This window comes from Alcaligenes pakistanensis (assembly GCF_014652815.1).
Lineage (GTDB): Bacteria > Pseudomonadota > Gammaproteobacteria > Burkholderiales > Burkholderiaceae_B > Alcaligenes > Alcaligenes pakistanensis.
Genome location: NZ_BMZN01000001.1, coordinates 601,384 through 623,593 on the forward strand (window position 1 = coordinate 601,384; position 22,210 = coordinate 623,593).

A 22,210-nucleotide genomic window follows, 5' to 3' on the forward strand; every position below is an offset into this window, starting at 1 on the left:
GACACGTTCTCCATAAGTTGGTGATCGTCAGGTCCAGCATACCGAAAGAAATAAGACTGGCGCTAGCACACGGTCATTTACAGAAATAAAAAAGGGGTCTTGCAAAATAATGCCTAAACTCATCCATTGCCGCTGGCTACTGCTGGGGCTTTTGCCACTGGTCACCCTCGCCCAGGGTCAAGAGAATGCTCCCAACCCCCAGCTCCTGTCTGACACGGACACCTGGACTTCCCCACGCTACGCCTTGCAAATCACTCCCTATGCCTGGGTCACCGGCTTGTCTGGCGAGTCTTCCCCTTTCAAGCGCGCCCCCACACTGGATATCGAAAAATCTTTTTCGGATGTATTTCACGATCTGCGAGCCGCTGCCTTTATCAATACCTGGGCGCGCCATGACCGCTACGTACTCAATAGCGACCTGCTCTACGTCAATACGCGTGAAAGTGAAGTGGTAGGAGGCTTGCCCTTCGTTGGGGCGGCAGAAGGCACCGTAGACACCCGCCTGTTTATGGCGAGCTTGCAAGGCGGCTATCGCGTCTACGATTCTGAGCAAGCTAGCGTGGATGCCTTGGCCGGCTTTTCATTTTGGGATATCCGTACCCGCGCTCACCTGACAACGGCAGGCCGAACCAAACATCATCAGGAAAGTTTCAGCTGGGTCGACCCTGCAATTGGGCTCCGTGCTTTTTATCGTTTCACCCCTGAACTGTCCACGCAAGCCCAAATCCATCTGGGGGGCTTTGATGTGGGCTCTCGCATGAGCTACCAAGCCACGTTGACCCTGAACTACGACCTGTCAGACAATTTCTCTGTGGCTGCCGGGTACAAGATGTTGAATGTGAACTATCGCCGCTCCGGCCATGTATTTGACACGCGCATGTCCGGCCCGGTCATCGGTCTGACCTGGCGCTATTAATTTGTAGACAGGGGCGGCCGAAGCCGCCCCTGCTGTCACATCAAGCCGTGCCATCGACCTGATGACGGCGCTCCCAGAAACGCGACGCTACTTTGCTCAGTAAATCGTCGCCGGTCTTGATAACAAACACCCCTTTATCCGCAGACACCCCGGCACGATCCAGCAAAGGCTTGGCCCCGCCATCGTGGCCAATTGCCTTTAAGTGCCCATAAGCGTCAGCCACAAAATCCACTGCCGCCTTATTGGTACAGAGCTTCAAGGCCTGCTCCTGATCGAGCAGCAAGGCGACAGCATCAAACAGCACAGAAGGTGCTCCAGCGATTTTCTCATCAGCCGCCCTATGCGAACCATCGGATAGCTTGACACCGCCAACCTGGGGCGCAATCAACTTGACGGCCACGCCGGCCTCTTGAGCCCCAGCCAGCAGTAACTCCAGCAAACCTTTATCCGCACCATCAGTGACGAGAATCCCCAGCGTGCGGCCAGCAATTGGGGGCTGTTGAGCCAGAATGGACAGGGCTTTGGAGAGTGGCATATCGATAGGTTTGCTGGCAGGTTTAGCCGCAGGCGGCAAGTCCAGCCCCAAACCTTGTGCTGCCCGTTTAGCCAAGTCTTCATCAATAACACGCATATGCGAGAGCACACGTAGGCGCACATGATTGAGCTGCACCTTTGATAGCTCAAACACCAGACCAGCAATCACGTGCTCTTGCTCCACTTCAGACTGAGAGCGATAAAACATGCGAGCCTGACTGTAATGATCCGCGAATGACTCAGCCCGCACACGCAGCTTGGCGCCATCGTCTACGGTACTGGGAAAAGTCCGAAAACCATCAGGCTGTGCACGAGGGCCCAATGACTCTCCCACCTCATCCAGACTATTGGGTTCATAGGTTGCCCGGCCCTTGGGGACCTGCGTCTGCATCATGCCATCCCGCTGCATATTGCTGAATGGACAGCGTGGTGCATTAATCGGGATCTGATGAAAATTGACCGTTCCCAGACGAGATTTCTGTGTATCCAAATAGGAAAACAAACGCCCTTGTAACAAAGGGTCGTCCGTGAAATCAATGCCGGGAATAATGTTGGATGGCAGAAACGCGACCTGTTCAGTCTCGGCAAAAAAGTTGTCCGGGTAACGATCCAGCACCATACGACCTACAATTTTGACCGGCAGGCTTTCCTCGGGAATCAGCTTGGTGGCGTCCAGCACATCGTAGTCCTGCTTATCAGCCCATTTCTGATCAAAGACCTGCACGCCCAGTTCCCACTCCGGAAACGATCCGCTTTGGATAGCCTCATACAAATCACGGCGCAAATAATCTGAATCGGCACCTGAGATCTTGACGGCCTCGTCCCACAAGGTCGATTGCATTCCTTGCTTCGGTTTCCAGTGAAACTTCACAAAATGCGATTTACCCTTCTCATTCACGAAACGGAAGGTGTGCACACCAAAGCCTTGCATCATGCGAAACGAACGAGGTAAAGCACGGTCAGACATCAACCACATAACCGTGTGCAAGGACTCGGGCATCAGGGACACAAAATCCCAAAAGGTGTCATGGGCCGATGCCGCCTGAGGAAAGCCTCGATCTGCCTCGGGTTTGACCGCATGAATCAGGTCTGGAAATTTGATGGCGTCCTGGATAAAGAAAACGGGCATATTGTTGCCCACCAAGTCCCAGTTACCTTGCTCGGTATAGAACTTGACGGCAAACCCGCGTACGTCACGCGGGGTGTCCTTGGAACCTTTAGAACCTGCCACCGTTGAGAAACGACAGAACACCGGCACGCGATGGCCTGCTTGTTGAAACACTACTGCCTGAGTCAACTCCGGAATGGCTTGCGTACATTCAAAGTAACCATGTGCCCCCGTGCCACGTGCATGAACAATGCGCTCTGGAATGCGCTCGTGATCAAAATGGAAGATTTTCTCACGCAGCACAAAATCTTCCAGCAAGGTGGGGCCACGCACCCCCAGCCGCAATGAGTTCTGATTATCTGAAATCGGCACACCATGATTGGTGGTCATACTGTTAGGCCCAGACTGGTGCAGCTCGCCACCCTGGCCCAAGGAATCCTGATTTGATGCAGTCGCGGATTTTTTCGTCACCATATATCCTCCAAACGAATCAAATACAACAAACCCCGCTTCAGGGGGTTGACTCATCCAGTGATACGCAGTGGTGTGAGGACAGGTGTAAAACTCTCGATTTACGAGCCCTGGACATGCCTGCAACGGTGCAGGACACCCAGGACCTACAGCCCGGAATCAACAATAAGTGGGAGTCTGCCCACACCCTGCGCACCTTGGGTGCATTAACAGACAGCCTAGGAGTTTTAAGATACCGATGTGCTAGGCGATTTCACGAAACGTAAACAAGCGTGTCCTTGCTTTTCTAACCCTTGCTCACCAATTTGTGCTGACGTCTCTGTCATGATGAGCCTGCCGTCGCTCTATACTGGCGACGCTTTTTAATTACGCTGCCCCGCGTAGGTCCTGTTTCTTTTTGGAATGATTTTGTGTTTCAAGTCGCTGCCCTCGTTTTCGCCCTGTACGTCGCCTGGCGACTGATCAAACCTCTGTCGATCAAACCCTGGATCAAGTGGCTGCTTAGCGCATTGGCTATTGCGGCGACGTTGCATCACTACACGGTTGCCCTGTTTTGGGGCACTCGCGCCTCCCCGGAAATTCCCGGTGCCCTCATCATGGTTTTAGGCTGGGCCTTTGGAGCCGTTTTGCTGGCAGCCTGCTTTACCTTGATCGCGGATCTGGCCGGTTTGCTGATGCGCGTGCTGTACCGCCCCGCCGGGCTGGTGTTGCTGCGCTCACCCGCCTTGCGCGGAGTATTGGGCCTGGCGGCCATCAGCCTGTCGGCGTTGGGGGTCTGGCAAGCCGTGAAGGTGCCCGCCGTCAAGTCGATTGAGGTGCAACTAAAGGGCCTACCCGCCAGCCTGGATGGTTTCAAGCTGGTTCAGCTAACCGACCTGCATGCCAGCCGTTTGCTGCAAGGCCCCTGGATACAAGCCATTGTCGATAAAACACAGGCCTTGAACCCCGACCTGATCGTGATTACCGGAGATCTGGTCGATGGCACGGTGTCAGCCCGCCGGGATGATGTGGCTCCCTTGCAAAGCCTGTCCGCTCCTAACGGGGTGTATGTCATTGCAGGCAACCATGAGTACTACACCCAGTATCAGCCTTGGATAGAACACTTTAAAAGCCTGGGGCTAGAACTGCTGCTCAATGAACACAGCATCATTCAGCAAGGCGATGCGGCGTTTGCGCTGGCGGGTATTACGGATAAATCCGCTGCCGCGCATGGCCAGCCGCTGCCCGATGTACGCGCTGCTATTGCCGGTATTCCAGAAGGCATGCCTATCATCATGCTGGCCCACCGCCCGGACACCGCCTCCGCCAGTGCGACCGCGGGTGCTGCCTTGCAACTTTCCGGTCATACCCATGGCGGTCATATTGTCGGCATGCACAAGATCGTGCAGATGGCCAATGACGGCTATGTAGGTGGCCTGTATCAAGTGGGTGATATGCAGCTGTATGTCAGTTACGGAGCGGGGCTGTGGGCCGGTTTTCCACTGCGTCTAGGCCGCGCGTCTGAAATCACCCAGATAACCTTGCGTGCCCCCAAAGCCCACCCGTAAACGGCTTCCCTAAGGATCAGGACAGGCTACGCAGCGCCCGTCGACACAGGCGCTGCAAAGCCAAACTATCCGGGGACTGAGCCAGCCATTGTGCACACAGCGCCTGCACCCATTGCGGTTGGTCCTTGGCCGCATCATTCAAATAATTAGCGACAGAGTCCTGCACGTAAACACTGCCATCGTCGCGCAAGGCTTCCAAAATCGGCAACATCCGTTCCGGCTCTTTTTTCAGAATGGCAATATGCGCGCACCAGACTCCCCGAGGACGTAAGGCTTCGCAGGCAAAGCGCCGCAGATACTCCGAATCCGAACGCGCCCAGAGCAGTAAAGCCTGAATCGATACCTCCAGCTCCGCCACTAAATGGGGGCGGACAGCCATCCAGGCCCATTCACGTACGCCAAAATGCGGATCATCCGCCAGAGGTCGCAAAGCCTCCAAGCGCTGAGACACGCTGAGCATTTCCCGAGCCCCCACCATAAAGCAGGCCCAGCCCCGCACCACATCCGCTGGATGGTTTACACAACGCTCCCAAGCGACTTCACCATAGGTTTTCAGCAGCCACTCCCCCACGTCCTTCATGCGCTTGAGAATACCCAGCTGAACCAGGACCTCGATTTGCTGCGCCCCCTGTTCATCCAGCTCGGGAAACACAGCAGCCACTAATATTCGCTGATCAATTGCCAGGGACTCGGACAAGGTCGCTGCAGGTATCTCCCCTTTGGACAAGGCCAGGAGAATATCAGCAGGTATATCAGATGCTTTGGCATACGTCTTTCGGCTTGGAGTACTCATGATGCTGATCCTCCATGAGCAGCTTTGTTGAGCAAGAAACCCAGCTGCTGACATTCCGTCTCGGACAAATGAGCAAATAGATTGCCTATCCACTGCGCATGGGTAGCGACCAGAGTTTTAGCCAGATCCGCCCCCTGAGCGCTAAGTTTCACCATGACGGAGCGCCGATCCGTCTCGGCCGCAAAGCGCTCCACCAAGCCAGCTTTCAGCAAGCCATCCACCAGCGTGGTTACTGTGGCCCGCGTTACGCCCGCACGGTCCGCCAATACATGAGACGCCATACCGTCTGGCGCGTTTTCCAGCAAAAACAGAAGGACAAAGCGGGCTTCGCTTAAACCATGGGGGGACAGTAAGGCAGCACAATCACGGTCAATGCGGGCCGATAATGACAGGAGTTGAAAACACAGAGACATGCCCTGCGTGTTAACACCGTCCTGTTCCTGCGCATGCGCAAGCAGAGCTTGATATTTTGCATCCAGTTTCATAATTCGATATCAAATAGTTTGATATCGAATCTTAGTCATGAAAACGGCCAAAAACAAGATAAATTAAAACACGGTGAAAGCATGGCCTGTACTCGACCAACAGCCAAGCGCCCTGCCTTTCACCTGGCCTCGTAGCAGACCGTCGCCACACAGACCGGGGGGGTACGGTCGTAAGCCGCCATCTCCACGGTCTGCCTACGCAGGCAAGCTGTTTTCCCGCGAAAGAGTGTCGCCAAAATTCGACAATGCCAAATTTTAAGTGGGATGCCCACTAGAGAAGCGCACGCATGCGGTAAGGTATAAGGCTGGCCGGACTATGACTCCTCTCATGGCAAAATAGCCCTTGCAAAGGCCAAACCGTTGAGGCGGAAAAGGCGACACGCATTAAACCGGCATCGGGATAAAGATCAGGCATCAAGCCTGCCACCGATCATCAGCAGCACAAATGGAATCCGATTACTAGCATCATGAATAGCATCAAGAAATCGAGCAAACTGGCGAATGTTTTATACGATATTCGGGGCCCCATCATGGACCGGGCCAAACAGATGGAAGACGAGGGTCAACAACTGATCAAGCTAAATATCGGCAATCTGGCGGTATTCGGTTTCGACGCCCCAGAAGAAATCCAGCTCGACATGATCCGCAACTTGCCCAACTCTTCCGGCTACTCGGACAGCAAAGGCATTTTCGCTGCCCGTAAAGCGGTCATGCACTACACCCAGGAACAGGGTATCAAGGGCGTGACGCTGGAAGATATTTACCTGGGCAACGGTGCTTCTGAGCTGATCGCGATGGCTACCAATGCCTTGCTGGACGATGGAGATGAGCTGCTCCTGCCTATGCCAGACTATCCGCTGTGGACGGCGGTAACCAGCCTATCCGGCGGCACGCCGGTGCACTACCTGTGCGACGAAGCCAATGGCTGGATTCCTGACCTGGACGATATCCGCTCCAAGATCACTCCACGCACCAAAGGCCTGGTGGTCATTAACCCCAACAACCCCACTGGCGTACTTTATCCCGATTCAGTCCTGCAAGCCCTGGTCGATATCGCCCGTGAATTCAATCTGGTGTTGCTCGCGGACGAAGTCTACGACAAGGTTTTGTTCGACGACATGAAGCACACCGCCATGGGTAGCCTATCTACCGATGTGCTGACCCTGACCTTCAATTCCCTGTCCAAGAGCTATCGCGCCTGCGGTTACCGGGCTGGCTGGCTGGTCATTTCGGGCGATAAAAAAGCCGGAGCCGATTACATCGAAGGCTTGAGCATGTTGGCCAATATGAAGCTGTGCGCCAACGTGCCCGGCCAATGGGCCATTCAGACCGCCTTAGGTGGCTATCAAAGCATCAATGATCTGGTCTGCGAAGGTGGACGCCTGCGTCGTCAGCGTGATCTGGCTTACGAGTTGATCACCGCGATTCCAGGAGTCAGCTGCGTCATGCCACATGCCGCGCTATATATGTTCCCGCGCCTGGACCCCGAAATCTATCCCATCAAGGACGACCGCCAATTCTTCCTGCAACTGCTGGAAGCCACACGCGTCATGCTGGTTCAGGGCACAGGCTTTAACTGGCCTCACCCGGATCACTTCCGCATGGTGTTCCTACCTCATGAACCGGATTTGCGCGAAGCCATCAACCGCATGGCTAAGTTCTTGAAAGACTATCGCATCAAGCACGGCACAGAGCGGCCTGAATTTGCCCAAGCGCCGATCCCTACAATAGACAGTACGCCAGCCGAATAAACAGCGGCTGACGACGTGGTAAAAACCAGGGACTAATCATCCCTGGTTTTTTTATGCTTGATCAGGTTTTACATTTCGTCCAAACAGCCAAGTGCTGGGTGGCATATTCCTGGGTAGCTTGGCAGACAGTCGCGGCCCGGCCCTATCAATCCTGGTCTGACTCAACTTTCGGCAAGGCCGCTAAAACGGCGGCCTGCATTGTTTGAGAAAATGCTGTATCGCCCACGGCCCGGCTGATCATGCCAGTACCCAGCATCGCGGCAAACAGCAGCATGACATGCTCCTCGGATTGCTCGGCACCGGCTTGCAGGGCGACTGTACGAAACTGATCAAACAAAGTCTCCACTCCTTCGCTGTAAATCGCAGTGGCGGGCGCATCCGAGGGCAAGCTACTGCTCAGCGACGAAAAGGCCAGAATCGGGCAACTTTGAGTCTGGGGGCGATGTTTGAAATAACGCCGCATCAAAGCTTGCAAGCCTTGTGCAGCATCATCTGCATAACGCTGGCTCATCCGCTCCCAGGACTCGGAGGACTGCGTAAAGGCAAAGCGGGAAGCCTCGTCAATCAGGGCTTCTTTCGAGGAAAACTGCTTATAAAAAGCCCCTGCTGTCAGGCCTGCATCCTGCATGATGTCCCCGATCGAGACCCCTTCCACTCCATGTTTACGAAACAGGCGGCACGCTGTTTCCAGCACCCGCTCGCGGTTGCGCTGCGCCTGTTCACGTGAGACACGCCCCATTCAAGCCCCCGGACGACGAAAAGCAATCAGCTTGGCCGTCAAACGCTGGCACAGCTCATTGTGCTGATTCAAGGTGTGAGACTCCACCGTCACAATCCCCCGATCTGTCTTGGAGCGGGAGGGCTGAATACCGATGATTTTGCTGACCACATGCAAGACATCATCGGGACGGGTTGGACGTGGCCATTCAATCTGCCCACCCGCACCGATAATGCCTTGGCTAAATACCAGGCTGTCCACCAAGAGCTTCATCGTGATGGCCGCTGTATGCCAGCCACTGGCCGCCAAGCCCTGAAAAAACGTGTCTTTGGCGGCTTCCGCATCCAGATGAAACGGCTGTGGATCAAATTGGCGGGCAAAGCTGACAATCTGCGCTTCGTCCATGGCATGTTCTGCGCTGCGAAACTCCATTCCCAAGGCCAGATCATCAAGATAGACAGGTGCCGTCATGCTCATTCGAACGCTCTCCAGAAAGTGGGTAAGTGCCGCTTACTGCTCGCACAAATAGATTACTGATAGCAGCTATCCTTGCACAGCTCATTGTGGAAATCAAGAATAGATTATGATCAAACTCTATTTTAAAAATAGCAAAAAACCTGCTTCTACTGCCCTAATGACAAGACTCCGGCCCATCCAAAAGCACCTAGAGGCAAAGCTGCAAACCACACTTTTATTCCTTTAACGCAGCATAAGAACCAACGGCGTGTTCGCTGACCCAAGTCTCTTCACAAGACTGAACAATGCGCCTTTATGGCGACATACAGGCTTAAAACCCAACACGCTGGTTTCCCGCTCCCAGCTTGCTGACTACAATGACATTCTTGCGGTTTTTGCCCGGAGACTACGGTGTCTTGCACCCACTCCCTGGCTTGGCAATTCCATCCCCTACCCTGCTGTGAGGCTCTGGCTGCGTTCATCAAACAACGCCTTTGCACCTGCTTCAAGCATGGCTCACCCATTGATTAAGAGGAGGCCCTACACCATGTGCAAATTCATTTATGCACTCTTCTTTGGTATAGAGAACAGCTCAAGTTTTCGATTTCGCAGCGCGATAATCTAGACTTGAGCGAAGCAACAACTTACTGAACGACTTCCCTCAGGCCTCAAGAATTATCGTCAGCTTCTATTGACGAGGATGCGCTATATCCGCGCAACCAAGAAACTTGAGCATGTCATGAGTACATTACTATCGGTCCACTCCCTTTCTTACGAAACCCTGTCCGGCCCTTTATTCAAAGAAATAGCCTTCACGATTAAAGCCGGGGATAGAGTGGGGCTTATTGGCCACAACGGTTGTGGCAAAAGCACCTTAATCAGCCTGCTTTGCGGCGAACTTACGCCTAAAGAAGGCAGCATCTCACTATCCAAGCACTGCATTCTGGCGCGTGTTGAACAATACCTGTCAGCGGATCTGCACGCCTTAAGCTTGCTGAGTGCCGTGCTGGCAGCCCTACCTACCGATCAGCAAAGCACGGACGCCTGGCGTGCTGAAACGCTGCTATCTGGAATGGGCTTCCAAGAACAGGACTGGCGCACCCCAATTAGTGCCTTGAGTGGTGGGCAGTACACTCGCCTGCTGTTGGCTCGGGCACTGATTACCCAGCCTGACCTGCTTTTGCTGGATGAACCCAGCAACCACTTGGACTTGCCTTCTTTACTGTGGCTGGAGGGCTTTCTGGCAAGCTGGCGCGGCACCTTTGTACTGGTCTCCCACGACCAACGCTTGCTGGACCAAGTCACCAACAGCACCATTATTCTGCGCGATCATACGTTGTCCTTTTTCTCGCTACCTTGCTCGGCCGCGCGTGAAGAACTGCTGAACCGGGACGAGGCAGATTATCGTCGACGTCAAGGAGAGCAAAAGGAAATTGATCGCATAGAACAAAGTGCAAAGCGCCTGGCACTCTGGGGGCAGGTCTATGACAACGAGACCTTTTCCCGCAAAGCCCAAAGTATGGAAAAGCGGCTGTCTAAACTGCGCGACAGCCAAACCGATCTGACGCAAGGCACTCCCTGGAGCTTGCAATTGCATGGTCTGGAGATGAAAGCCGATCGTCTGCTGGATATTATGGACATGGCCGTCAGCCCGGCAGAGGGCCTGCCCGCTCTTTTCCAGGTCAGTGGCCTGCAAGTGCGTAGCGGTGATCGCATTGGATTAGTGGGGCGCAATGGTTGCGGCAAGTCCTCTTTGCTGCGCCAGATATGGCGGAACTGGAAATCCGACACTGACACTGTCGGATTGAAATTCCACTCGCAAGGCAAAGTGGGTTACTACGACCAGGACCAACAAGAGCTAGATGGCACCAGGACCTTGCTGCATGCCCTGCAGGACTTTTCTTCTCTGCCTGATGACGCCAGAAAAATGGCCTTGATCAGCGCTGGCTTTCCGTACTTGCGGCACGCGCAGCAGGTAGACAGCCTAAGTGGTGGGGAACGGGCTAGGCTGATGTTTATAGCCCTGTCTCTAGCCCAGTATCACCTGCTGTTTCTGGATGAGCCTACCAATCACCTGGATCTGGAAGGCAAAGAAGAGCTGGCAGAAGAACTGTACCAATTCAAAGGCGGTTTTATCCTGGTGACACACGACCGGGAACTGCTGGAGAAAAGCTGCAATCGCTTCTGGCTGGTGGATGACAGGGCACTGACTGAAATGCAGGATTTGACGCAGCTCTATGCATCGTTTACTCCGTCAGAGCATCCAAAGGAAGCGGTACTCTCTTTGGACAAGGACATGATCGCCCAGAGCACTAATCCAGCGGCCCCCACTAACGATGAGCTCTTGCTGGAGAAACTCATCGAGCTGGAAAGTAGATTGAACGCTGACTTGGCACGCAAACCCAGGCATCAAAAAATCGCCCTGCAAGCGAGCTGGCAAGAGGAGATTCACACTCTACGCCAAATATTAGGACTGACTTGATCCTGCGCGAATGCAGTCCCTGAACCGCGCTCGGGTCTCTTCATAAAGCCCAGCCCTCAGCTTGCAAAATAAGGTGCAGGCTGAGGGCTGGCACCGGCCGCATCATCTTAATCAGCAAGACGTAAAACAAGTGTGTGCGACATCAGTGTTGAGCCTTCGCGCAAGGGTTCCCCTTCCCCATTCGGGGAAAAACCATAACGTTTATAAAGCCGAATCGCTGGTTCATTGGTATCTGTCACGCCGAGACGGACACGCTTAGCCGATCTGCTTTCTGCCCACTTAACAGTCGCCTCCAGCAAGGCGTAACCCGCACGCAAACCTCGCGCAGAAGGCGCCACCCACATTTGGTAAATATCCGCTGTACCGGACTCCGCGGCAGACAACTGGCACCAGATCAGCCCGCAAGCCTGCCCCTCTTTTTCTGCTAATAACACGAAGTCCGTGTCCGAGAGGGAAGCCGCTTGAACCCGCTCCATCCAGAAGTGATCTGCATGGGCAGCCTCCAGCTCGTAAGTGCTGCCAAAAGCATCGGGGGAATCGCGCAACGCGCTTAAGCGCAGCGCTTGATACGTGCGCCACTCATGCGCCTGAACTGGGCGTACAGAGATCACAACAGATCCTTTATTGTGCAAGTAGAGTGAGCCTACTGTGTCGAGAATTTAATCACAAAGACACGCCAAGTTTCCATCAAGGCCGTACCGCTGTCACCTCCAACTCAACCAACCAGCCCGGATTAACCAAGGCATTCACAACCATGGCCGAGCGAACCGGCAAGTTGGGCTGCTCTTTAGTACCGAAAAACTTAGAATAGCCCGTCATGAAACCCGCAAAATCCACTTTCCCATTGTCTGGAGCGACTAAGAAAGCCTGCATTTTGATAATGTCTCCGACCGACATGCCCATGCCCTCTAGCTGGTTTTTGATCTGCGCCATGACGGATTCAGTTTGCTGCTCCATCGTGCCATAGGCTGCAGTGCTACTGGCGTCTGCCGATTTGTCACGTACAGCAGGAACCGTGCCGCTTAAGTAGACGGTAGTTTTACCTGCAGGCACTTCCACCGCCGTCAGAATCGGAAAATCTGAATTAGGAATAGGATGGCGCTTCACATCCTGCGCCAGCGCCGGAGCGGCAAGGCTGCTGACCAACGCAGCAGAGGCAAGCATCTTTACGACATTCATAGGTTTCTCCTGATTGAAGGTTAAAAAACCAAGACTTCATTAAGTACGAGCTCTTCCCAAAGCCTATTTAATTTCAGAAACCCGCTTCAAAGTTCAAGCAGTTATCTTTTGATTCAAAAAACTTGGCGGCACCAAGCCGACAGCAGCCGGTATTATCAGGAAGAAAGCTTCATCAAGAGCAGGCCGCTGACAATCAAAACTGCCGCCAGAATGCGCATAGGGCTGGCCACCTCGCCCAACACCACAATGCCAACCACAAAAGCACCCACCGCTCCGATTCCCGTCCAGATCGTATAGGCCGTACCCAACGGAAGGGACTTCATAGAAACAGACAGCAGCACAAAACTGGCAATCGTGGCTGCAATGGTGATGACGGAATAGCCTAAACGAGTAAACCCGTCCGACTGCTTCATGGTGAATGCCCAAACAATTTCCAGCAAACCCGCAATACCTAAATAAACCCAGGCCACACGGCCCCCTTATCAAAAAGAGCCGGGTCGTCCCGGACGAAAAAAGTCTGATGGCAGAGGTCGTCCTCACCACAAAATGATACTTCACCCCTTAACCTTACGGCTGACTGTCTGAGCCAAACACCCTCAGATGCCGGGACTGAACCAGACAGGAGCACGGCTTAGTTCAAGGGGCGCAGCAGCAATAAGGCGCACAGGGCCAACATGAAGACCGCAATGCAGCCATCCAGCACACGCCAGGCCAGAGGCTGACGAAAGACAGGCTGCAGGAGCCGGGCACCAAAACCCAAAGCCAGGAACCAGCAGACACTGGCGGCACAAGCACCGAAGGCAAAGACCCACTGCAACCGCCCCGGATAAGGAGTGGACAGGCTACCCAGAAGCACCATTGTGTCCAGGTAGACGTGGGGATTCAAAAAAGTAAAAGCCAAACAGGCCAGCAAAATACGGCGACGACTACCCTCATTCCCCTGCCCCGCCATCAACCCCCCAGTTCCCTTCCAGGCGCGTTGCGCGGCCTGCAAGCCATACCAGGCAAGAAATGCAGCCCCACCAAAACGCAGCACTTGCAACAGATCAGGCCATTCATGCACCAAAGTACCAATACCTGCCACGCCGCTCAAAATCAGCACGATGTCGCCCAGCGCACATATCCCTACTACCAGGCCCACGTGGCTGCGTTGCAGGCCTTGACGCAATACAAAGGCATTTTGCGTGCCTATGGCCATGATGAGGCCCGCCCCCGTCAGAAAGCCCGTAGCGGCAACGGAAAACAGCATGAGATCTATCCACAGAACTTGAAAACTGCGCTATGGTGCTGTCATTTATGTTTTAAGAAAAGCTAATTTTTCTTTACTAGATTAAGAAAAACTAATTCAAGGTTTAGGTATGGATCTACTGAATCCACAATTGAGGGCCTTTACGGCGGTCCTGGAGGAAGGCAGTTTTGAAGCGGCAGCACGCAAGCTGTACATCACCGCGTCGGCCGTCTCGCAACGAATCAAAACCTTGGAAGACAGACTGGGACAAGTTCTGGTACTGCGCCAACCGCCTTGTCGCCCCACTCCGGCTGGTGAATTGTTGCTGCGCCGGGTGCGCCCCATGCAAGTATTGGAAGCGGAAGCACTGGCCGATTTCCTGCCAGAAAAAAATGGCCCCTGCAGACCTATTGCCATCGCGGTCAATAGCGACTCGCTGGACACCTGGTTTCTGGCAGCCTTATCCCAGCTAAGCCAGGAGCACGGCTACTTGTTTGATGTGCGTGTTGACGATCAGGATCACACTCTGGAACTGATACGCAATGGCTCTGTGCTGGGAGCCGTCACCGCCGAGCCCACCCCCTTGCAAGGCTGCGAAGTTCAGGCTCTGGGCATCATGCGCTATCAGGCTATCGCCTCGCCAAAATTCATGACGAATCATTTCGCTACCGGCGTGGATGCCAGCTCGCTGGATCAGGCACCCATGATCGTCTTCAACCGCAAGGACGAACTGCAATGGCGCTTTATCCGCCAGATCACCCAGGCGCGGGTTGCCCCTCCCATTCACTATCTGCCTACCTCAACCGGTTTTGTGAAAGCCGCGGCATTAGGTCTAGGCTGGTGTCTAGCCCCCGAATCCTTGGTCTATGAGGCTCTTGACGCACAAGAGCTGATGCTGATCGCCCCCGGTCGCTGGCTGGATGTTCCCCTGTATTGGCAGCACGCCGCAATTCGATCCGATACTTTGCAACATCTAGGTGGTGCATTGCGGCAGGCGGCAAGTATCTCCTTGCATCCGGTTCAGAATTGATTAGACTTAGATGGCTCTGCAAGCTCGGAAATAATACGCGCCAGCTTGCTAGCCGCCTCCGTCATCTGTTCACGACTAAAAGCACTCAAACCCAAGATCAGCCCCGGCGGCCCATCGCCCGCTTGATACATGGAAGACACCGGACGCACCGCAACGCCCTCTTTCAGCGCCCGTTGGGCCACGGCCACATCGTCAATAGACGGGGCCAACCACAACACAGAATGCATACCTTGATCGCCGGGCTGCAAACTAGCTATATTGCCCGGCAAAACCTCGCGCACAATCTCAAAAAGATGGCTACGACAGTGGGTATAGACCCCGCGCATACGCCGGATGTGGCGCTCCAGATGCCCCACTGAAATAAAGCTGGCCAAGACATGCTGGTCCGCACTGGGCGGGTGCCGATCCAGCAGAACTCGCGCACCACAAAATGCCTTCACCAACTGAGGCGGCACAATCGCATAACCCAGGCGCAAGGACGGAAACAGCACCTTGCTGAAAGTCCCCAGATAAATCACCCGCTCCGGGTCCAGGCCCTGCATGGAGGGAAAGGGATGGCCTGAATAGCGGAATTCGCTGTCGTAATCATCCTCGACAATCCAGGCAGACTTTGCACGTGCCCACGCCAGCAAGGCATTACGCCGCGCCATACTCATGGGCATGCCCAAAGGATATTGGTGCGACGGAGTCACAAACGCCACCCGCGCATCGGCTTGCAGGCGTTTCCCCGCCTCTACATCCAAACCTTCCTCGTCCACCGGCACACGAACCATACGCTCAGGTGCGCCAACGGTATTCAAAATGGCAGTGATCCCTGGATAGGCTGGATTCTCCACCCAGGCAAAGTCCTCTTGGCCCAATAAGACCAAACAAGCCAGAAACAAGCCTTGCTGAGTGCCCGTCGTCACAATCACCTGCTCGGCCTCACAACGTACCGAACGAGATCGGCGTACGTACTCGGCAATCGCTTCCCGCAAAGGCAAAGCACCTTGCGGATCGCCGTAGCCTCCGGGCGCCCCCAAACCGTGCGCCCGCAGACGATTCCCCAAACGTCGCCATACCGGACCAGGCGAGGCGGCACCAAGCGGGATCGACACCGCAAATGGCACGGGTGGCAGCGGCTCGAACTGGGCAGCAACCGTATTGAAGGGCTCGGCAGAAGGTGGCGCAGGCTGGGCAGGAAGGGGTAGATCAATACGTTTTTTAGCCTGACGTTTCGGACTGGTCAGTGTATGGGCAATGTAGGTACCTACACCTGGAGAGGACTCCAAAAAACCTTCGGCAATCAGTTGCTCAAACGCTTCTACCACCGTACCCCTAGCGACTCCCAGGGAACTGGCCAAAGCGCGCGTGGAGGGTAAGGATTCACCCGATTTGAGCGCACCACTTTTAACCGCATCACGCAGTTTCTGCGCCAGCTGACGCCCTAAGGCTCCCGCCCTGCGATCCAGTTCGCCAAGAGATGGAATCTTCGGATTATGTGCCGTTCTAGGCATAGTATGTGGTCCATAAAAATAGCACCAAACTGGTACAGAACAGTGAGCCAGAATAGACCAATAATAGACACATTGACCTCGAACCCCAAGACCTTAGCCAAGGCTGCAATGTATATTCCCGCCCACTTCAATGAATCCCGCCCCGAACAGCTACACAAGCTGATCGCCCAACACCCTTTGGGCATCCTGGTTGCCAATGGCAAAAATGGCTTAAGCGCCAACCACCTGCCCTTCATGCTGCACCCTAAAGAAGGGCCACAAGGCGTGCTGCACTGCCACGTCGCCAGGAATAATCCCGTGTGGCAAGACCTGGAAAACGGTGATGAAGTGATGGTGGTGTTTCGAGCCGGCGACGCCTATATCTCTCCACAATGGTTTCCCAGCAAACTCGAGACACACAAGCAAGTGCCATCCTGGAATTACATCGTGGCTCACGCCTACGGACGGGTGACAATACGCGATGACGAGCGCTATGTGCGCGGCGCCGTGGCTCGTCTGACACGCATCCATGAAGCCAGCCAGCCTGTGCCGTGGAAGATGACGGATGGGCCCAAAGACTATATCGATGCCATGTTGAAGGCAATTGTGGGAATTGAAATTGAAATCACACGGCTGATTGGCAAGACCAAGCTAAGTCAGAACAAAGAGCCACGCGACAGAGAGGCAGCAGCCACGGCACTGAATCACCAAGGGGATTCATTCATTGGCAATGCGATGCAGGCAGCGCTGGCTGAGACGCTTGCAACACTGCTGCCTAAATAGGCATGGCTGGTAAAGCCTCCCAGCAAGGCGTAGACGCCTTGCTGGGTCTAATGGCAGGCACCGTTCAGGTCGCGTCGATTTACTTAGAACGATCTGCTTATGCCGCTAATCAATGGCTATTTCAGCTGCCTGCAGCCAACTCCTGTACTTCAGCTGGCGTTAAATAGCGTGACTCGCCCGGCTCCAGACTATCGTCCAATACCAGAGAACCAATACGCTCACGATGCAAGGCCTGAACCAGATTCCCCAAGGAAGCGAACATGCGCTTGACCTGATGGTATTTCCCCTCCTGAATCGTGAGTCGGGCTGTGCGCTCATCAATGCGTTCCAGCACCGCCGGCAGGGTCGGCTTGTCCTCACCATTCAGCAAAATACCAGCCTGAAAGATAGCTTCTGCGTTATCGGGCAAGGGCTCTGCCAATGTCGCTACATAGACTTTGTCGCACTGATGGCGCGGCGAAATAATACGATGCGTCCACTGCCCGTCATCCGTAATCAAAATCAGGCCGGTGGTATCCACATCCAAGCGCCCGACCGTGCGCAAGCGATCTCGCTTGTCCACATCCAGCAGCATCATTACTGAAGGGTAGGCGCTATTTTTAAGGCTGCATTCATAGCCAGCAGGCTTATTAAGCATGATGTAGCGCAAGCCAATCAAGGCAAGCGGCTCATCGTCCCACAACACCACATCCCCTTCTTTAATAACGTGGGAGCCTTGATTGACCATTTCCCCATTAACCGTTATTTCCCCACTTTTAAGCACTTTGCGCGCATCCGTGCGGCTCAGGTCCGTGCTCTCACCAAGAAACTTATCCAGGCGCATGCCATTTCCAAATAAATAGTTAGTCAATAATTGTCTGTTTTTGCTCTGCATCCATTTTTACAAACCGCTTCTTAAAAACATATAGCGATGAAGCGGATAGAAAAATGATGGGCAAACGACTGAAATCATGGCGGGACGCAGCCGACTCAGCATTCTTTACTCAAGCCAATAAAAAAAAGACCGTGTCAGAGTTTCTGACACGGTCTTTTTTTGTACTGATTCTTCAAGAATTTTGGTGGAGTCGGGGGGAATTGAACCCCCGTCCGCAAGCCGTCCACAGACAGTTCTACATGTGTAGTCAATTAATTTTAAGTTTTAACCTCGGACTGTGCCAATTGACAGGCCGTTCCTTGGCGATCCACTAAGTTTTAGAACCGGACTACGTGGCACAGGCCGATTCGATTCTTTGTAAATAACACTGCTGTAGGTTGCCCTACCTAACCCAAAGACAAGTTAGTGCAGCGGCCCAGCCTTAAGCGGCTAGAGCGAAACGCTCGTCGTTGGCGTTTATAGTTTTCCAGTGGATTTACGAGCGAACTGGTGCTCGACACGCCCTGATCTGTTTCTTGACCCACGTCGAAGCCATGTCGACCCCATGTGGATTAGCAACCATATCACATAGGCTGCGAAATGTATAGTTCCTGGTGCTAGAATAGCTTTTTTCCGCGCTCTGGCTGAGTCCTCGCCAGAGCGTTTTTGCATGTGCTTCACACCTACCCCTTTTGTCTGGAGTCGCTTTTCATGGCCCATCCCGCCAACCAAGCCAGAGGCCCATTAGGCTTTATCCTGCATGGCAGTCTTGTTACTCAAATTGTGATCGGCCTGATCGCCGGTATTTTGCTGGGGCACTTTGCTCCCGCCGCCGCCCACTCGATCGCCCTACTCGGTCAGCTGTTTGTTTCTGCCCTGAAATCGGTTGCGCCGATTTTGGTGTTTGTGCTGGTGCTGTCTTCCATTGCCAATCAGAAGGCTCAGTCCTCCAGCCGCATGGGGCCTATTTTGATGCTGTATATATTGGGTACCTTTTTGGCTGCCCTGATTGCAGTAATCGCCAGCTTTGCCTTTCCCGTGAAGCTCAAGCTGGATCTGGCCAATTCCACCTTAAACCCACCCGGTAATATTGTTGAAGTGCTGCTGGACCTGCTCACCAGCATTGTGGTGAACCCGGTTGCTGCCTTGCTCAATGCCAACTACATGGGTATTTTGGCCTGGGCCATTGTGTTGGGTCTGGCGCTCAAGCACGGCTCGCAAAGCACGCGCGACCTGCTCACCGACACGTCTAATGCCGTCTCCTCGCTAGTGCGTCTGGTGATCCGCTTTGCACCTTTGGGGATTTTTGGTCTGGTTGCAGTCACCATTGCCGACTCCGGCTTTGAGGCCCTGCGCCAATATGGTTTGCTGCTCATGGTACTGGTCGGTTGCATGCTGGTAGTGGCTTTGCTTATCAACCCACTGATTGTGTTCGTCAAACTGCGTCGCAATCCTTACCCTCTTGTCTTTACCTGCTTGCGTGAAAGTGGCATTACCGCTTTTTTTACCCGCAGCTCTGCCGCCAATATCCCGGTAAACATGGCTCTGTGCGAGCGTCTGGGCCTGAATAAAGACACCTACTCGGTCTCCATTCCACTGGGTGCCACCATCAATATGGCGGGTGCCGCCGTCACAATTACCGTACTGACACTGGCCGCTGTGCACACGCTGGAAATTCCGGCTGATTTACCCACTGCTTTGTTGTTGAGCCTGGTAGCAACGATTGCGGCTTGCGGTGCCTCCGGCGTGGCGGGTGGCTCGTTACTGCTAATTCCACTGGCATGTAATATGTTCGGAATTTCCAACGATATCGCTATGCAAGTGGTTGGCGTTGGTTTTGTAATTGGAGTCGTACAGGACTCGGTAGAGACCGCCTTGAACTCCTCCACCGACGTCTTGTTTACCGCCGCGGCAACACTTGAACCAGGCCGTTCCTGATTGACGCTTTGATGCATCAAGGGCCAGCCATTCAGGCTGGCCTTTTTTGTGTCTGTCCTGCACACTTTGCAGCCTTGCCCCTTCGTCGTCAGCAAGTAGCCCTTCACGCAGAAACAAGCAACCATGCCTTTGTAGCGGCTCTGGTGCATTTTTCAATAGTCAGACCGTCGCCAAGGAGTCTTCCATGCATTTAGCCAGCCTTTCTCTCTATATCATCGCCGTATCTGCTGTGACCATCATGCCCGGACCGACCATGCTGCTTGCATTGAACAATGGAGCCCATGGGGGCAAGCGCATCGCGGCATGTGGTATTGCCGGCGCAGCGCTTTCAGACTTGATCTTGATCGCTGCAGTGGGCTGTGGCCTGGGAGCCCTTCTGATTGCCTCTGAGCAACTTTTCACGCTGGTAAAATGGATAGGTGCGGCATACCTGCTGTATCTGGCTTACGGCTTGTGGCGCGCCCCTGTCGGCCCCATCCAGACAGATACCGCATCTGAAAAACCTCTCTCTGGTCGCGCTGCCTTTGTGCGATCCCTATTAGTTGCTCTGTCCAACCCCAAAGGGCTGCTATTTTTCTCCGCCTTTCTTCCTCAGTTCATTCGTCCCGAGGGAGGGATTGCCGCCCAGTACATCACTCTGGCACTGGTCACCGCCCTCATCGATATCGCCTTGATGAGTGTCTACGCTGTGGGCGGCCATCATGCCATGCGCCTTCTTTCGAACCAGGCCATGCGCTGGCTGAATCGGGGCTGTGCCGGCATGCTGGCCGGTCTGGCGGTGGCACTGAGCCTGTATCGCCGCAGCGAGACCCATTGATTCTCAGGCGGGATGAATCGTATATCATCGATCAATAGCTGCAAGAATCGGCAGTCATCAAGGAGCCAAAATGAAACGTATCTATTTAGCAGGTCCTGACGTTTTTTTCGCTGATGCTGCGGAGCGTGCCAAATTGCACAAGCAGTTAGTACGCGACTTTGGCTTCAAGCCCTTGCATCCGGTTGACCAGGAAGAAATAGAAGCTTCCGCCATCTATCACCACAATATCCGTCTGATTGAACAGGCCGACGCCGTGCTAGCCAATATCACTCCCTTTAGAGGGGCTGAAATCGATACCGGCACCGCTTTTGAGATTGGCTATGCCGTTGCCCAAGGTTTAGCTGTTTTCACGTATCGCGCTAGCTCCGATACGGTTCTGGATACGGTGCGCGAACATTACAGCCCGGTTGTACTGGACCCGGCCACCCATATCTGGCGTGACCGTCATGGTGCCTTGATCGAAGACTTTGGCCTGCCATCCAACTTGATGGTGGCTATCAGTACGGAGTTTGTACAGGGCTCTTTTATGGATGCCTTGCGCGCGGCACAGGATTATTTCAAGGCAACAGGCTGAATAGTTTTTAGATTAATTTATTATTTAAAATCAATACATTACATTAAAACAGAACCAAAATTAAACGACTTAAACGCTGGCTGAAATCGGGTATGATGGGCGCTGAAAAACATCCTGCTTCAACACTATCGCCCCAAAAATCGGGCGTCCGCATCACCTAGCCTCATTCAATAAGAAAACAGGGCACTGCCCAGCACCATGCCAGACATCAGCAACATCTCTTTTCTTGACCGTGTCCGCGCCATCCTGACAGACCTGCCCGCCTCCGAGCGACGTCTGGCCCAATTCACACTGGATTTTTCGGGCGACCTGTCCAGCTATACCGCGTCTGAACTGGCGGGCTTGGCCCAAGTCTCTAATGCCACGGTTACGCGCCTGATCCGTCGCCTGGAATACGCGAATTACGAGGCGGCACGCAAGCAGATTCGCACAGAAAGAAAAGATGAGTCCCAGCCTACGCCCAGCCAGCCGCTATCTGCTGGCGAAGCAGCGCTCAACGCCCACCTGCAAGAGAGCTACAGCAAGTTAAGCAATACCTATCGACATATCTCCCACCCGGTCTTGCAAGAGGCGAGCCTGGCCATTAGCCGTGCTCGTCAGATCTGGGTACTAGGCCTGCAAGCCAATTATTTTTTGGCGGGCCATTTTTACTGGCATCTATCCAAGATTCTTCCCGGCGTACGGCTTATCCCCAGTCCTGGTCAAACCTTATCCGACTATCTGGCTGATATCAGCAATCAGGACGTGATCGTTATTTTCGATTTAATCCCGCGTACCGCTCAATTAGCGGACGTCATCAGCCGCCTGGAAATACGTTGCCCGGAGATTGTCCATATTACAGACCAGGACTATAAAGAGCGGCCCCGCACTCGCTGGCCCCTGCCCTGTCAGGCGGGGTTTGAGCAGCAACCTGATAACTCGGTGGCTGCCGCCAGTCTGTCTCATCTGCTCTTGTCCGAAGTGCTAAAGCTGGGCGGTGTGAATCGCAGGCTAGAACAGGCACAAGAGCTTGCCCTGGCAGATGAGCTTTTCTAATAAAGCTCAAAATACAAAAGTAGCCAGTCCCCCTCCC

The 22,210-nt window shown here is 54.0% G+C and carries 21 protein-coding genes and 1 other RNA gene; 10 read left to right on the forward strand and 12 right to left on the reverse strand.

Translation table 11 applies throughout. The features are described 5' to 3' along the window. The first annotated feature begins 109 nt into the window (after window positions 1-109). Window positions 110-916 carry a hypothetical protein gene (locus tag IE156_RS02770; RefSeq protein ID WP_229840917.1) on the forward strand — a complete coding sequence of 269 codons (807 nt, stop codon included), beginning with the start codon at window positions 110-112 and terminating at the stop codon, window positions 914-916. Window positions 917-956: 40 nt separating this feature from the next. On the opposite strand, the gene IE156_RS02775 is transcribed toward IE156_RS02770, so the two are convergent. After that, entirely contained in the window at window positions 957-3,032 is a 2,076-nt protein-coding gene (locus IE156_RS02775) for a catalase (RefSeq protein ID WP_189390944.1), read from the reverse strand. Window positions 3,033-3,439: 407 nt separating this feature from the next. Between IE156_RS02775 and IE156_RS02780 the strand changes: the two genes are divergently transcribed. Then, a complete protein-coding gene (locus tag IE156_RS02780) occupies window positions 3,440-4,576 on the forward strand; it encodes a metallophosphoesterase (protein ID WP_189390945.1) in 1,137 nt (378 codons plus the stop codon). A 16-nt stretch (window positions 4,577-4,592) separates the two neighbouring features. On the opposite strand, the gene IE156_RS02785 is transcribed toward IE156_RS02780, so the two are convergent. Both IE156_RS02785 and IE156_RS02790 read right to left on the reverse strand, forming a co-directional pair. Continuing rightward, window positions 4,593-5,369 (reverse strand): DNA alkylation repair protein, encoded by a 777-nt coding sequence (locus IE156_RS02785; RefSeq protein WP_189390946.1) that lies wholly within the window; start codon window positions 5,367-5,369, stop codon window positions 4,593-4,595. Next, window positions 5,366-5,854, reverse strand: a complete 489-nt coding sequence (locus IE156_RS02790; protein WP_189390947.1) for a MarR family winged helix-turn-helix transcriptional regulator — start codon at window positions 5,852-5,854, stop codon at window positions 5,366-5,368. Before IE156_RS02790 ends, IE156_RS02785 begins: the two co-directional genes overlap by 4 nt. A 467-nt stretch (window positions 5,855-6,321) precedes the next feature. Here IE156_RS02790 and IE156_RS02795 point away from each other — a divergent pair, with 467 nt between their 5' ends. Then, window positions 6,322-7,605 (forward strand): pyridoxal phosphate-dependent aminotransferase, encoded by a 1,284-nt coding sequence (locus IE156_RS02795; RefSeq protein ID WP_189390948.1) that lies wholly within the window; start codon window positions 6,322-6,324, stop codon window positions 7,603-7,605. A gap of 145 nt (window positions 7,606-7,750) precedes the next feature. Here IE156_RS02795 and IE156_RS02800 read toward each other — a convergent pair whose 3' ends face one another. Both IE156_RS02800 and IE156_RS02805 read right to left on the reverse strand, forming a co-directional pair. Continuing rightward, window positions 7,751-8,344 carry a TetR/AcrR family transcriptional regulator gene (locus IE156_RS02800; protein ID WP_189390949.1) on the reverse strand — a complete coding sequence of 198 codons (594 nt, stop codon included), beginning with the start codon at window positions 8,342-8,344 and terminating at the stop codon, window positions 7,751-7,753. Further along, on the reverse strand, window positions 8,345-8,800 hold the full coding sequence (locus IE156_RS02805; protein ID WP_189390950.1) for a MaoC family dehydratase: 456 nt from the start codon (window positions 8,798-8,800) through the stop codon (window positions 8,345-8,347). Between the two features lie 718 nt (window positions 8,801-9,518). Between IE156_RS02805 and IE156_RS02810 the strand changes: the two genes are divergently transcribed. Beyond that, window positions 9,519-11,261 (forward strand): ABC-F family ATP-binding cassette domain-containing protein, encoded by a 1,743-nt coding sequence (locus IE156_RS02810; protein ID WP_189390951.1) that lies wholly within the window; start codon window positions 9,519-9,521, stop codon window positions 11,259-11,261. Between the two features lie 107 nt (window positions 11,262-11,368). Here the strand turns inward: IE156_RS02810 and IE156_RS02815 are convergent, their stop codons facing one another. The 4 genes from IE156_RS02815 to IE156_RS02830 all read right to left on the reverse strand — a co-directional run bounded on the left by IE156_RS02815 (window position 11,369) and on the right by IE156_RS02830 (window position 13,689). Next, on the reverse strand, window positions 11,369-11,872 hold the full coding sequence (locus tag IE156_RS02815; RefSeq protein WP_189390952.1) for a GNAT family N-acetyltransferase: 504 nt from the start codon (window positions 11,870-11,872) through the stop codon (window positions 11,369-11,371). Between the two features lie 76 nt (window positions 11,873-11,948). Then, window positions 11,949-12,440, reverse strand: a complete 492-nt coding sequence (locus IE156_RS02820) for a RidA family protein (protein ID WP_189390953.1) — start codon at window positions 12,438-12,440, stop codon at window positions 11,949-11,951. A 155-nt stretch (window positions 12,441-12,595) separates the two neighbouring features. Then, a complete protein-coding gene (locus IE156_RS02825) occupies window positions 12,596-12,910 on the reverse strand; it encodes a DMT family transporter (RefSeq protein ID WP_189390954.1) in 315 nt (104 codons plus the stop codon). 161 nt (window positions 12,911-13,071) lie between these two features. After that, window positions 13,072-13,689: a LysE/ArgO family amino acid transporter gene (locus IE156_RS02830; protein ID WP_189390955.1), complete on the reverse strand. Its 618-nt coding sequence runs from the start codon at window positions 13,687-13,689 to the stop codon at window positions 13,072-13,074. 109 nt (window positions 13,690-13,798) lie between these two features. On the opposite strand from IE156_RS02830, the gene IE156_RS02835 reads away from it, so the two are divergent. Continuing rightward, on the forward strand, window positions 13,799-14,698 hold the full coding sequence (locus IE156_RS02835; protein WP_189390956.1) for a LysR family transcriptional regulator ArgP: 900 nt from the start codon (window positions 13,799-13,801) through the stop codon (window positions 14,696-14,698). On the opposite strand, the gene pdxR is transcribed toward IE156_RS02835, so the two are convergent. Continuing rightward, window positions 14,689-16,194, reverse strand: a complete 1,506-nt coding sequence (gene pdxR / locus IE156_RS02840; protein WP_189390957.1) for a MocR-like pyridoxine biosynthesis transcription factor PdxR — start codon at window positions 16,192-16,194, stop codon at window positions 14,689-14,691. The two genes, IE156_RS02835 and pdxR, sit on opposite strands and share 10 nt — an antisense overlap. 108 nt (window positions 16,195-16,302) lie before the next feature. Between pdxR and IE156_RS02845 the strand changes: the two genes are divergently transcribed. Next, the gene (locus IE156_RS02845) at window positions 16,303-16,956 is read left to right on the forward strand and encodes an FMN-binding negative transcriptional regulator (RefSeq protein WP_189390958.1); all 654 of its coding nucleotides are present in this window, start codon (window positions 16,303-16,305) and stop codon (window positions 16,954-16,956) included. A gap of 121 nt (window positions 16,957-17,077) precedes the next feature. Here IE156_RS02845 and IE156_RS02850 read toward each other — a convergent pair whose 3' ends face one another. Together IE156_RS02850 and ssrA are read right to left on the reverse strand one after the other, a co-directional pair. Continuing rightward, the gene (locus tag IE156_RS02850) at window positions 17,078-17,779 is read right to left on the reverse strand and encodes a pseudouridine synthase (RefSeq protein WP_189390959.1); all 702 of its coding nucleotides are present in this window, start codon (window positions 17,777-17,779) and stop codon (window positions 17,078-17,080) included. 233 nt (window positions 17,780-18,012) lie between these two features. Then, window positions 18,013-18,374, reverse strand: a transfer-messenger RNA (tmRNA) gene (gene ssrA / locus IE156_RS02855). Between the two features lie 146 nt (window positions 18,375-18,520). Here ssrA and sstT point away from each other — a divergent pair. The 4 genes from sstT (at window position 18,521) to IE156_RS02875 (ending at window position 22,173) form a co-directional block, all read left to right on the forward strand. Then, a complete protein-coding gene (sstT, locus tag IE156_RS02860; protein WP_189390960.1) occupies window positions 18,521-19,747 on the forward strand; it encodes a serine/threonine transporter SstT in 1,227 nt (408 codons plus the stop codon). Window positions 19,748-19,931: 184 nt separating this feature from the next. After that, a complete protein-coding gene (locus IE156_RS02865; RefSeq protein ID WP_189390961.1) occupies window positions 19,932-20,564 on the forward strand; it encodes a LysE family translocator in 633 nt (210 codons plus the stop codon). A 70-nt stretch (window positions 20,565-20,634) separates the two neighbouring features. Then, window positions 20,635-21,138: a nucleoside 2-deoxyribosyltransferase gene (locus IE156_RS02870; RefSeq protein WP_189390962.1), complete on the forward strand. Its 504-nt coding sequence runs from the start codon at window positions 20,635-20,637 to the stop codon at window positions 21,136-21,138. Window positions 21,139-21,336: 198 nt separating this feature from the next. Further along, window positions 21,337-22,173 carry a MurR/RpiR family transcriptional regulator gene (locus tag IE156_RS02875; RefSeq protein ID WP_189390963.1) on the forward strand — a complete coding sequence of 279 codons (837 nt, stop codon included), beginning with the start codon at window positions 21,337-21,339 and terminating at the stop codon, window positions 22,171-22,173. Window positions 22,174-22,210: the final 37 nt, after the last annotated feature.

Coding starts and splice junctions, on each gene's coding strand:
- IE156_RS02770 (WP_229840917.1), top strand. CDS start 110: ATGCCTAAACTCATCCATTGCCGCTGGCTACTGCTGGGGCTTTTGCCA.
- IE156_RS02775 (WP_189390944.1), bottom strand. CDS start 3,032: ATGGTGACGAAAAAATCCGCGACTGCATCAAATCAGGATTCCTTGGGC.
- IE156_RS02785 (WP_189390946.1), bottom strand. CDS start 5,369: ATGAGTACTCCAAGCCGAAAGACGTATGCCAAAGCATCTGATATACCT.
- IE156_RS02790 (WP_189390947.1), bottom strand. CDS start 5,854: ATGAAACTGGATGCAAAATATCAAGCTCTGCTTGCGCATGCGCAGGAA.
- IE156_RS02795 (WP_189390948.1), top strand. CDS start 6,322: ATGAATAGCATCAAGAAATCGAGCAAACTGGCGAATGTTTTATACGAT.
- IE156_RS02800 (WP_189390949.1), bottom strand. CDS start 8,344: ATGGGGCGTGTCTCACGTGAACAGGCGCAGCGCAACCGCGAGCGGGTG.
- IE156_RS02805 (WP_189390950.1), bottom strand. CDS start 8,800: ATGAGCATGACGGCACCTGTCTATCTTGATGATCTGGCCTTGGGAATG.
- IE156_RS02810 (WP_189390951.1), top strand. CDS start 9,519: ATGAGTACATTACTATCGGTCCACTCCCTTTCTTACGAAACCCTGTCC.
- IE156_RS02820 (WP_189390953.1), bottom strand. CDS start 12,440: ATGAATGTCGTAAAGATGCTTGCCTCTGCTGCGTTGGTCAGCAGCCTT.
- IE156_RS02830 (WP_189390955.1), bottom strand. CDS start 13,689: ATGCTGTTTTCCGTTGCCGCTACGGGCTTTCTGACGGGGGCGGGCCTC.
- IE156_RS02835 (WP_189390956.1), top strand. CDS start 13,799: ATGGATCTACTGAATCCACAATTGAGGGCCTTTACGGCGGTCCTGGAG.
- pdxR (WP_189390957.1), bottom strand. CDS start 16,194: ATGCCTAGAACGGCACATAATCCGAAGATTCCATCTCTTGGCGAACTG.
- IE156_RS02845 (WP_189390958.1), top strand. CDS start 16,303: ATGTATATTCCCGCCCACTTCAATGAATCCCGCCCCGAACAGCTACAC.
- IE156_RS02850 (WP_189390959.1), bottom strand. CDS start 17,779: ATGCGCCTGGATAAGTTTCTTGGTGAGAGCACGGACCTGAGCCGCACG.
- sstT (WP_189390960.1), top strand. CDS start 18,521: ATGGCCCATCCCGCCAACCAAGCCAGAGGCCCATTAGGCTTTATCCTG.
- IE156_RS02865 (WP_189390961.1), top strand. CDS start 19,932: ATGCATTTAGCCAGCCTTTCTCTCTATATCATCGCCGTATCTGCTGTG.
- IE156_RS02870 (WP_189390962.1), top strand. CDS start 20,635: ATGAAACGTATCTATTTAGCAGGTCCTGACGTTTTTTTCGCTGATGCT.
- IE156_RS02875 (WP_189390963.1), top strand. CDS start 21,337: ATGCCAGACATCAGCAACATCTCTTTTCTTGACCGTGTCCGCGCCATC.